The sequence below is a fragment of the Sphingobium sp. genome (assembly GCF_003248505.1).
GTDB lineage: Bacteria > Pseudomonadota > Alphaproteobacteria > Sphingomonadales > Sphingomonadaceae > Sphingobium.
Genome location: NZ_QFOA01000089.1, coordinates 1 through 11,170, shown reverse-complemented (window position 1 = coordinate 11,170; position 11,170 = coordinate 1). Strand labels below are relative to the sequence as shown.

Below are 11,170 nucleotides of genomic sequence, written 5' to 3'. Positions count from 1 at the left end.
GCTCAACCAAACCCAAAAATGTAGTGGTAACACTCGCGCCGGTGCGTGCATGTCATTGAACAAAAATGCCTTTTCCAAAAGCACTGTTCAAGTTGGGTCTGGATCACGCCAGGTGGGCGTAAGAAGGGCGGGTCCCGGAAGCTTCTGCCACGTGCCGGAGCCTGACCGCGGCCACGGTCCGCGCGGCACCCGGATCAGTTCGAAAACCCAATTCTGGCCCTTCTGGCAGGACAGATTTTTGTCCATGACCTCCCCTATGACATAGGCGTATCTGCTGCCCAGATAGGTTGACGCCGCCCCCATGCCGATACAGCCTTTCAGCCAGTCGCGGCAGTCCTTCGCGCTGAACATGGCGTCTCCAGGCAGGTTCGGCCCGTTTGTCGTCCAGCTTCTGAAATCTTTCGTCATCGCGACACCGCGATAGCCGTGACCTAATTGCGGCGACCAGCCATGGAATGTGACGATGTAGGAACCGCGATATTTGCCGATGATTTCGGGCGTTCCTTCATCCTGCGTCGCAACCGGGCAGGCTTTGTCCTTGCCCGCACAAATGCGCGACCATAGCGCGCCGCCCCGGACCACCGGATTGGCCTTGTCTGCCACGAACCTGCCCATTGGCAAGGCGCCGCGGCGGCTATAGTGGCACAAGGACCAGTGGCTTGCCTCGTTCCTGGTGAGGCATTGCGACAGGATGTGCCATGTATGTGTGGCTTGATCGAAATATGTGCTGCCGTCGAGCGCATTGCAGTCGTCGCCGCCAGGGCTGTCTCCAGGCTCGACGGCCACGATAGGCTTGGACCAGCTTTTTCCCTGATCGCGGCTTTGGCGCACAACGATGCGGGCATAATCCAGAGGACAATAATCAACCTTCCGGTTCAGATATGCCCGGTTGAAGACATACCAGACCCCCTTTCGAACCGCAAACCATCCTGCCGATTCGGAATGTTGGTCAGGCATATTCTGCCAGTCGAGCTTGCCGACCTGCTCAAGATGCGCTTTGCCCGACCACAGATCGTCTAATGTCGGCATGGCTTGTACCGGCCCGGCGAGCCAGAAATAGGAGATTAGGCCGGCCAGAAAAGAAACAAGGGCGTTTTTAAGGCGGATTCTTGGTTCTCGGACTCCGTATGGGTGGGTTCGCTTGTCGAATCGCAGTCCCATCAGACCATGTATATGAGGGCGATAAATTTTTGACATTATATTATAGACTGATCGCCGACTGAGGGCGCGTCCCGCCAGGTCCAGTAGCTTTGTCGACATCGCTTTTCCAAATCGATTGACGCCGCAAGTTCCCAAAGCCATGGTGCGCCGCAAAAATACCCGTTTCCTGGAGATGTGAGGGCGCAGATATTTCATCTGCCCTGAAATAGCTTTCTTTATTATTATTGGGCACCTTTGAAGAGGGAATATATGAAAACGGCGGTGGTAACTGGGATTTCTGGTCAAGACGGGGCATATCTTGCTGAGCTCCTGTTGAAAAAGGGTTATAAGGTATATGGCACATACCGCCGGACCAGTTCGGTAAACTTCTGGCGGATTGAAGAATTGGGCATCGCCAACGACCCGAACCTTTTTCTCGTCGAATATGATTTGACCGATCTTTCGTCCAGCATCCGCCTGCTTCAAACCACCGAGGCCACGGAAGTCTACAACCTCGCGGCGCAAAGTTTCGTCGGCGTATCTTTCGATCAGCCAGCGACGACCGCGGAAATCACGGGCATTGGACCACTTAATCTTCTGGAAGCGATCCGTATCGTCAACCCTAAGATCCGCTTCTATCAGGCCAGTACATCGGAAATGTTCGGCAAGGTTCAGGCCGTGCCGCAGGTTGAGGATACTCCTTTCTATCCACGCAGCCCTTATGGCGTTGCGAAACTTTATGCGCATTGGATCACGGTGAATTATCGTGAAAGTTACGACATCTTCGGCTGCAGCGGCATTTTGTTCAACCATGAAAGCCCGCTGCGCGGCAGAGAGTTCGTCACGCGCAAGATCACTGACAGCGTTGCGAAGGTGAAGCTGGGCAAGCTGGATTGCCTTGAACTAGGCAACCTTGATCCCAAGCGTGACTGGGGCTTTGCAAAGGAATATGTCGAGGGCATGTGGCGCATGTTGCAGGCGGATGAAGCCGATACGTACGTTCTGGCCACCAACAGAACCGAAACCGTTCGCGATTTCGTGCAGATGGCATTCAAGGCGGCCGATATCGATGTCGAGTTTTCCGGCAAGGAAGAAAAAGAAATTGCCGTCGATACCGCCACTGGCAAGACAGTGATGCGCGTTAATCCCCGCTTCTATCGTCCGGCGGAAGTCGATCTTCTGATTGGAAACCCGGAGAAAGCAACGCAAAAGCTGGGCTGGAAGCCGGAAACCACCCTTGAGCAACTGTGCAAGATGATGGTGGATGCAGACCTCGTTCGCAACGGCGTGAACGCATCCTTCTGAACTCCTCAGGGATTGGAAAGAGCGGCTTGGCAGCATCAATGCTGCCAAGCCGTGAGCCAAACAGCAACGGTGAGGATTGATGAGCAGAATTTTGATTACCGGCGTGGACGGCTTTACCGGTCGCCATCTGACGGCGCTACTGGCGGCCCAGGGGCATGAAGTTTATGGTATATGCCACAGCGCAATCGTACGGCCGGTCGAAGGGCTGAAGGAAGCCTATGTTTGCGATCTGCTCGATGCTTTGGGCCTGAAGAAGATCATCAATGAAATTCTGCCCGAAAAAGTCGCACACCTTGCTGCCATAGCCTTCGTATCGCACGGTATCGTCGAAGATATCTATCGCACGAACATAGTAGGCACGCGCAATCTACTTGACGCCTTGGTCGATATTAAGGGCATTGATGCCGTGCTTCTAGCGAGCAGCGCGAATATCTACGGAAATCGGGTAAGCGGTGCAATCGATGAATTGATCGATCCAGATCCTGTCAACGATTATGCCGTCAGCAAGGTATCGATGGAATATGTCGCCAAGCTTTATCAAGAAAAGCTACCGATCATCATAGTACGTCCGTTCAACTATACGGGCGTCGGTCAATCTATTGATTTCGTGATACCTAAGATCATCGATCACGTATTACGTAAGGCAATAGAAATAGAGCTTGGAAATCTCGAGGTTGAACGAGACTTCTCGGATGTGCGCGATGTCGTTTCCGCTTATGCTACCTTGATGTCGACTCCTAATGTAGCAGGGCAGGTTTTTAATATTTGCTCGGGAACGCCGCATTCTCTCGGGGACGTTATCGCGTTGATCAAGGACATTTCGGGGCATGACTTCAAAGTTTCGGTCAATCCAGCGTTCGTTCGCAAAAACGAGGTCAAGATGCTTTGGGGCGACCGGTCAAAGATAGAGGCTCTCTCATCTGCCAAGCCGGCCTATACTTTGCGTGATACGTTGGCGTGGATGCTTGAGCAATAAAGGCCGCCGACCGGGCGCCTGAATATGCCAGCGTCCGGCCCGTCTAGAGTGAATGATTTCTAAAGTTGAGCAGTTGCCGCTTTCTTAGCTATGCAGGTTCTGCATATGATGCTCCTGAGCCTCATCGAAGTTTGAATAAAAGCGGATGTTGCCTTCGTGAAGCACCGCAAAGTGCGAGCAATGATCCCGCACATAAGCGATATCATGGGAGATGATGAGCATCGCGCGGTCATGGCGCTTTTCGAACAATTCCAGTTCGCATTTCTCATGAAAACGCGCATCGCCCACTGCACTGATCTCATCGATCAGGTAGCAGTCGAATTCGATGATCATCGATATCGCGAAAGCCAGACGCGCTCGCATACCTTGAGAGTATGTCTTGACAGGCTCTTTGAGATAGAGCCCAAGCTGGGTGAAATCAGCCACGAAATCGATGTTTCGTTTATAGTCCTGCTTATAAATCCGGCTGATGAAGCGAACATTGTCCAGCCCCGTCAAGGCACCCTGAAAGGCGCCGCCAAAGGCGAGCGGCCACGACACCGACATGTCGCGGGTGATTTTTCCAGAAGTCGGCTGCTCGGCACCGCTCACAAGGCGGACAAGCGTCGACTTGCCTGCACCGTTGCGTCCCAACACACCCAGCTTTTCACCACGGCTGAGTGTAAAACTGATATCGTTCAACACGGTACGATCGCCCGAGCGTGTCGGGTAGACCTTGCACAGGTTTTCGACTGTGATCACTCTGGCGTAATTCCTCGATCAATCATGGCAACCTGCGCAAGGGCAAGTAGCGTAAGTCCGATACACCAGCATAGAAGATAGGTGACATCATAGTGCGCTTTGACCTGATCTCCGAAATAACCTTCGCGCACCAGTTCGACGCCATTCACCATCGGAACGTAGAGCATGAATTTTTGTGCTGCGGACGGCAATGCATCGACGGTGAAAGCCGCACCCGAAAGAGGAAACATGATGTAGGATCCTGGATGCCAGAAGCGTTCGACCAACTCGCTTTTTTCGCTCAGCGCGCCTAATAGCATGGCCAGGCTCGCACCGAACCATGCCAGTAACAACCACCCTCCCACTACGGTGAGAATATCCTCCGGCGGTTCCAGCCAACCAATATAGATATAGAACACGCTGAGGGTCACAAAAGAGATCGTGGCGCCTCCTGCCTCAAGCAAAAGCCTTGCCAGGAAGATATCGATCGCCTTGACATTGCGATGATACATGAGGGCGAGATTGGGCTCGATGGCACCAATGCAGCGGGCTGGCATGTTACGCCACAGCAGAACGCTGGAATAGCCTGTGAGGGCGAAAGCGACGATCGGCAACGAAGATCCGTGGGCGGACTTGGATAAGGTCCACAGGATTGTCACCCCGGTAGTGAACAGCATCGGCTCGACGAACAGCCAGAGAAAGCCGATATTATGCCGCCCATACCGGGTCAGTATCTCGCGCATCAGCAGGGCGTAGATCACACGCCCCTGAATTGCCGCACTTTGTCGCAGCGCTGAAAGTCGGGAAGAAGTCGTCACCAGTTTGTCAGTCCCGATGTTCAAGCATGCCCGCGACGAGCATGCTGATGATCCCCCACGCCACCAGGCCCAGGATTAACGTAGACATAATGCCGCGCAAACGCCGCGGCTCCAAAGGCTCATCGGGCAAATTGGGCTGAACGATCCGTTCTACATAAGCCTGTTTGCGATTGGCTTCGTTGCGGGCGTCGTCCAGTGCCGCCATCGCGCTGGCTAACTGCTTTTCTGCAAACTGGTTTTCAAGAAGGACACGCTGATACTGCGCTGCGCGCGAAGATAGCGATTGGCTATTCCCAGCGACCAAACCAAGTTGTTTGTTAATTTCCTCATTCAGGCTTTGCGCCCGGGCGGCCAAAACTTCAATCTGAGGATTTTGAGGAGAAACGGTTCGCGTTTCCGTTAACTGCGTACGGGTAGCGATTAGCTCATCCTGCAACTTAGAAATCATCTGGATTTGGACTGTTGCCTGTTTCTCCGGATCTACGATTCCAACGGCGTTACGATAGGATGACAGGGCCGATGCTGATTTTTGCGAATTGGCTTTTGCATCATCGACTTCCCGCTGGGCAAACCGGATAAGATCCTGCCGCCCGCGTTCATTCATCGTATTGACGGTCGCCTCGGCCATTTCGAGCAGCTGCTCGTTAAAGCGCTTTGCATCCTGGGGCGTATAGGCACGCATGGTGAGTGTCACGATAGATGAAGAGCTTTCGTACTTAACCTCTACCTTCTTCTTGTAATATTTATAGAGGTCTTCAAAAGTCTTGCCTCCTCCCAGGCCCGGGAAACGATCGAACACCGAGATGGAGGGGGCGGAATATGCCCGTGCAAAAGCAAGGTTCCGGTTGAGGGCGTTCAACGCATCGCGCGATTCCACATAATCCTGTGCTGCATAGACTTCGTCGCCGGAATTGGCGAAGCCGGAGCTTTTGAACAAAGCACCCAGGCCGGTTGGCGTCGATTTTTCGGGGCTTCGGACGGTGAACCGGGATTCCGAAATATAGACGTCGGACGCAATAAAGCCGAAATAGATGATCGCCAGCAGGGTCGGTATGATGACCGTGAACAGGAAAAGCGGGCCGACCTTCTTCAGTCTCTCTGCAATCATATCTGGCACGCTTTTCTGATCTTCCTGAGGATGTACAAGGCCCGTTTTCACTCTCGCGCCAGCGACATGCACAAAGCCTATCGACCCTGATACCAGCCAGCATCCGCTTGCGCACGGACCGCCATCGGCCCTAGCGGCCTTGACTCGCATCGTCCAGCGGGCGAACTAAAAAGTCTGTATCGCTTGCCGCGATCTGGGAAGAATGATCGTTAGGATGTGCCATTTCTGCTTTCAGCTAAAAACAGCCGGCTTCCTTTTAGTCGATCTTGATCGGTATCTGTGTCCTTGATCCCTTTGCTTCGTTCAGCCATAGGTCAGCACCTTTCGCCCGCGAACGCGCCGGGCGAAATAGTTAATCTGGCTGGACCTTGATGAACAAGAAGATGATGTCAGTGCGAATGGCGGGAACGGTCGGTCTCGCCATGACGCTATCGGGTTGCGCCATCATGTCGGCGTCCGGACCTTCGACAAGAAGCGTAATGGCAGAGCGAAGCCAGTCGGTCGACGCAGCACAGATCAAACTCATCGATGTCACCGATGGCGTGACACGGGATATGATCGCCAACACGCATCATGACTCCTTCGTTGACGATCTGGGCGAAGGACGACCTATCGGTTCGGTCATTGGCCAGGGCGACGTGCTGGACATCGCTATCTGGGAAGCTCCGCCGGCAACTTTGTTCGGCAGTTCGGGCAGCGATGTGCGGCTTGGATCGACCAGTTCGGGTTCGCTGGCCCGTGGTTCGTCCCTGCCCGAGCAGATGGTCGACAGTGACGGGCAGATCACTATTCCCTTCATCGGTCGGGTGCAGGCGGCGGGGCGTACGCCGCAGGCCATCGCCAAGACCATTACTTCCCGCCTTTCGGGCCTGGCACATCAGCCACAGGTGATCGTGCGCTTGTCGCGCAATGCCGCTGCGAATGTGACAGTGGTCGGAGAAGTTGCCAACAGCGCGCGTGTTCCGCTGACCTCGCGGGGCGAGCGCGTTCTGGACATTCTGGCGACGGCAGGTGGCGTTAGGCAGCCGGTCGGCAAAATGACGGTGCAGATCACGCGCGGTCCAAAGGTGACGTCGTTGCCGCTGGAAACGGTGATCCGCGACCCCCGTCAGAATGTCCGGCTTGAACCCGACGATGTCATGACCCTGCTGTATCAACCCTACAGCTTCACCGCTCTTGGCGCGATCGGCAAGAATGACGAGTTGCCCTTTGAGGCGACCGGGCTGACCTTGGCGCAGGCGCTGGGGCGGATTTCGGGGCTTCAGGATTCGCGCGCCGACGTGAAGGGCGTGTTCATCTTCCGCTTCGAGGACCCCAATGCCGTCGACCCCGCCCTACGGGAAGGTGCGCGGTTAACGCCCGATGGCAGGATGCCCGTCATCTACCGGATCAATATGAAGGACCCCTCCAGCTTCTTCATCGCGCAGAGCTTTCCGATCCGGAACAAAGACGTTCTCTACGTTTCGAACGCACCGTTGGCCGATATCCAGAAATTTACCAGCGTGATCTTCTCCACCTTCCTGCCGGTCGCCACGACGGCGACGGCTTTCAGATAAGGGCATTCGCCTGCGGTTGGAGTGTTCGTGTCGTGAAGCCTTTCTGGGACCTGCTGCCTGATCGCATCGAACAGGCGGCAACCTCCGGTCCGATCCGTAAGCTGCGCGCTCGGTGGCAACGGTCAAGACTGACCGCCGTGCCGTCCGGGCGCCCCACAGGGCCAAGGCGGCTTTATGTCGACCTCGCCGTCATCAGCCGGCATGACGCAGGAACAGGTATCCAACGCGTGGTCAGGGCGCTTGCTTTGGCGCTGCTCGATGCAGATCCCGCCGACTGGGATATCCGCTTCGTAGCGGCCGACCGCCGCCGCTCCTATCATGTCGTGACGTGGCCCAATGGCGGAAGCGCCGTGCCGCTCGAAGAAATGACCGCTAGGCCCGGCGACCTGTTCCTAGGGCTCGACTTTTCGCTCGACACAGTGCGCCGCTATCGCAGCCAGTTGACCCGGTTCGAACGGGCGGGTGGTCGCCTCTGGTTCTTGATCTGCGATCTTCTGCCGGTCGAACGGTCCGACTGGTTCTCACCCAACAATGTCCTGCGCTACAAGGGTTGGCTCGACACAATTGTGGGTCTGGCGGAAGGCTTTCTCTGCATCTCTGATCAGACGGAAGAGGATTTGCACCGGGTGCTGGCTGACCGATACGGTATGGATGGCGGATATCGGACCGACGTGGTGCCGATGGGGCATGATATTCGAGAATCCCTGCTCGATCCGATGGAAGTCGCCGACACGCCGGTTCGGTTCGATGTCACCGCTCCTTTCTCGCTGATGGTGGGAACGCTGGAGCCGCGAAAAGGTCATGCCGATATCGTGACGGCCTATAGCGAGCTTTGGAAACAGGGGTCGGACGAGCGCCTAGTGTTGGTCGGTCGGATGGGCTGGGCGGTCGAAGGATTGCGCGACGCCATTCGTGCCCATCCCGAACATGGCGCCAAGCTGCTATGGTTCGACGATGTAGGCGATCTGGAACTAGAGCGCATTTACCGGGCCTGCCGGGGAGTGATCATCGCGTCACATGCCGAAGGCTTCGGCCTGCCATTGATCGAGGCGCTGGGTTACGGCAAGCCGGTTCTCGCGCGGGATCTGCCTATCTTCCGCATTCATGAGCGACTTGGCGTCCGCTATTTCCCGACCGATGGATCGGTGCGGCAGACCGCTGCCTCTATTCGCCAATGGATTGGCGAGATTCATGAAGGTTCCATCGATGTCCGCCGTCCGGACGCAAACTGGACGCTATCCGCCCGGACGTTGCTCACCACGATAGGCTGAAGGTCAGGCGATCTGGGCGCTGCCCCCTTGCTGCTGCACGATCTCCAGCGCCTCTCCGTTAAGCTTCTCAGCTAGCTCAGCTGTGCCGCTTTCCGTATAACAGCGCAGTTCCGGTGCATTGCCGCTGGGGCGCAGGTGGACGATATCACCGCCTGCAAAGTGGATGCGCAGCCCGTCTGTCCGGTCGATCCCGTCCGCCTTCCCCGCGATCCCGCCGAACATCGCGGTCAGCCGGGCCAGGATATCGGTCTCGCTGCCTTCCTCCAGATGCGCGATCAGCGCCTGGCTCTGCGCGGTCGGGTAATTTTGCAGCCGCTCGCTGAATGTATAGCGCTCAGGCAACTGCGCCAGCAGCGCGGAAAGCGCCACCCCCTGCCGCCGCGCATCGACCAGCGTCGCAAGGATCGGCAGCACCGCGTCCCGCGTCGGCAGCGCACCCAGCGTTCGCCCTTCCACCGTCACCGGCGTCGCGAGCAGGAAACCGCCATTGGCCTCATAACCGCACACGCTCTCCTGCCCCTCAGCCGCCAGCGCGTTCATCGCTTCGATCACGAAGGGCGACCCGATCCGCGTCCGCCGCACCGCGTCGAACAGGCCTGACAGCTCGACCGCGCTGTTGCAGCTGACCGGCGTCGCCACCGCCTTGATGCCGAGCGCCCGCGCGCACAGAATCCCCAGCACATCGCCGCGCATCCAGACGCCCGTTTCGTCGGCCAGCAGCGGGCGGTCGCTGTCGCCATCGGTCGACAGGATCGCGTCGAGCTTATGCTCGGCGGCCCATTGCTTCGCCAGCGCCTGATCTTCTGGCCGCACCGCTTCGGTATCGACGGGAATGAACTTTTCCGACCGGCCCAGCGCCACCGCCTCGGCCCCCAGCGCCTTGACCAGCACGGTCACAACGTCGCGCCCGACGGCCGAATGCTGATAGACGCCCAGCTTCAGGCCCTCGAGCGCATCGCCCCCGAAATAGTCGACATAGCGCGAGACATAGGCGGTCGCGACGTCGATCACTTCCGGCAGCGGCTGCGCGTCCCGGATCATCCCGCCGTCATCGAAAATGTCGGGCAGGTCGACGCTTTGTGCGCGAATACCCTGCTCGTCGCTCTTGAGCACTTCGCCATCGGTGCGGTTGAACTTGATGCCGTTGCGGTCGTCGGGAATGTGGCTGCCCGTCACCATCAGCGAGGGGATGCCCCGCGCAAAGCCATAGGCTGCGACTGCCGGCGAGGGCACGAAGCCGCAATTGTCTACGTCGCCGCCCATATGTCGGATCGCCGCAGCGCAGGCCGCCATGATCCGGGGACTGGAAGGCCGCAGATCGCCTGCGATGGCGACATGTGTGCCGGGCGCGAACTGGCCGATGGAGCTAAGATGCTGGAGGAAAGCCTTTGTATAGGCGAAACAGACCGCATCGGTCATCGCCGTCACCAGCCCCCGCGCCCCGCTGGTGCCAAAGGCAACGCCCGACCGGGCCATGAGGTCGGCAATGGAAACGGTGTTGGTCATGATGCTCCGGGGACGAAAGAGGATGTCAGGCTGAAAAGCGCAGAAGGCTTCAGTTGGTTGCGGCCTCCGCCAGCGCCTTCAGCGCATCGGTGACCTGGCGCACCTTTTGCGATTCCCCGCGTTTCAGGATCATGACATCGCCTTGCGACACGACGACGATCAGATCGTCGACATCGACCAAGGTCACGCGCGGCCCGTCGCTGTGGACGAGGCAGTTTTTTGCGCCCAGCAGCAGCGCGTCGCCGCGCACCGCATTGTCGCCGGTGTCGCGCGCGCTGACGGCATGAAGCGAATCCCAGCTGCCGACATCCGACCAGCCCATCGACACGGGCACGCAGGCAACCTGCTTCTCGCGTTCCATGATCGCATAGTCGACCGAATCCGCCGGGCAGTCGAAAAAGGCCTTCGCATCGGGGAAGACATGAGCGCCATCGCGCTTGGCCTGCTCCATCGACATGCGGACTGCTGCCAGCATTTCAGGCTGATGCGCCTCCATTGCGGCGAGGTAAGCATCGGCGCGGAACAGGAATATCCCCGCATTCCAGGCATGATTGCCCTCATCCAGCATCCGCTGCGCATTGGTGGCATCGGGCTTTTCGACGAAGCGCTCGACCTGATGCACCATGGTCCCGCAAGCCGAACCCATCTTGATATAGCCATAGCCGGTTTCCGGGCCATCGGGCTGAATGCCGAAGGTTACGAGCCACCCGTCGGCCACCAACGACAACGCGCGGGTGATGGCTTCGTGGAAGGCGGGCAGGTCGGCGATG

10 protein-coding genes are annotated in these 11,170 nt (G+C 57.5%); 4 read left to right on the top strand and 6 right to left on the bottom strand.

The genetic code is table 11. The features are described 5' to 3' along the window. Positions 1-87: 87 nt before the first annotated feature. The gene (locus DI606_RS17790; RefSeq protein ID WP_293985245.1) at positions 88-1,356 is read right to left on the bottom strand and encodes a hypothetical protein; all 1,269 of its coding nucleotides are present in this window, start codon (positions 1,354-1,356) and stop codon (positions 88-90) included. A 54-nt stretch (positions 1,357-1,410) separates the two neighbouring features. Here DI606_RS17790 and gmd point away from each other — a divergent pair, with 54 nt between their 5' ends. Beyond that, a complete protein-coding gene (gmd, locus tag DI606_RS17785; RefSeq protein ID WP_293985244.1) occupies positions 1,411-2,445 on the top strand; it encodes a GDP-mannose 4,6-dehydratase in 1,035 nt (344 codons plus the stop codon). A gap of 79 nt (positions 2,446-2,524) precedes the next feature. After that, entirely contained in the window at positions 2,525-3,421 is an 897-nt protein-coding gene (locus DI606_RS17780; RefSeq protein ID WP_293985243.1) for a GDP-mannose 4,6-dehydratase, read from the top strand. Between the two features lie 84 nt (positions 3,422-3,505). On the opposite strand, the gene DI606_RS17775 is transcribed toward DI606_RS17780, so the two are convergent. From DI606_RS17775 to DI606_RS17765, 3 genes are read right to left on the bottom strand one after another with little or no spacing between them, the layout of a single operon-like run. Then, positions 3,506-4,162, bottom strand: coding sequence for an ABC transporter ATP-binding protein (locus tag DI606_RS17775; protein WP_293985242.1), 657 nt, complete (start codon positions 4,160-4,162; stop codon positions 3,506-3,508). Then, entirely contained in the window at positions 4,159-4,959 is an 801-nt protein-coding gene (locus DI606_RS17770) for an ABC transporter permease (protein ID WP_293985241.1), read from the bottom strand. Before DI606_RS17770 ends, DI606_RS17775 begins: the two co-directional genes overlap by 4 nt. A 7-nt stretch (positions 4,960-4,966) precedes the next feature. Beyond that, positions 4,967-6,118: a hypothetical protein gene (locus tag DI606_RS17765; protein ID WP_293985240.1), complete on the bottom strand. Its 1,152-nt coding sequence runs from the start codon at positions 6,116-6,118 to the stop codon at positions 4,967-4,969. A gap of 428 nt (positions 6,119-6,546) precedes the next feature. Between DI606_RS17765 and DI606_RS17760 the strand changes: the two genes are divergently transcribed. Continuing rightward, complete coding sequence (locus DI606_RS17760; RefSeq protein WP_367119492.1) at positions 6,547-7,623, top strand: polysaccharide biosynthesis/export family protein; 1,077 nt, start codon at positions 6,547-6,549, stop codon at positions 7,621-7,623. 32 nt (positions 7,624-7,655) lie between these two features. After that, positions 7,656-8,894, top strand: a complete 1,239-nt coding sequence (locus DI606_RS17755; protein WP_293985239.1) for a glycosyltransferase — start codon at positions 7,656-7,658, stop codon at positions 8,892-8,894. 3 nt (positions 8,895-8,897) lie between these two features. On the opposite strand, the gene DI606_RS17750 is transcribed toward DI606_RS17755, so the two are convergent. Both DI606_RS17750 and DI606_RS17745 read right to left on the bottom strand, forming a co-directional pair. Then, positions 8,898-10,400 (bottom strand): phosphomannomutase, encoded by a 1,503-nt coding sequence (locus tag DI606_RS17750; protein ID WP_293985238.1) that lies wholly within the window; start codon positions 10,398-10,400, stop codon positions 8,898-8,900. 49 nt (positions 10,401-10,449) lie between these two features. Further along, positions 10,450-11,170: mannose-1-phosphate guanylyltransferase (locus tag DI606_RS17745; RefSeq protein WP_293985237.1), on the bottom strand; the 721-nt coding region annotated here is incomplete at its 5' end.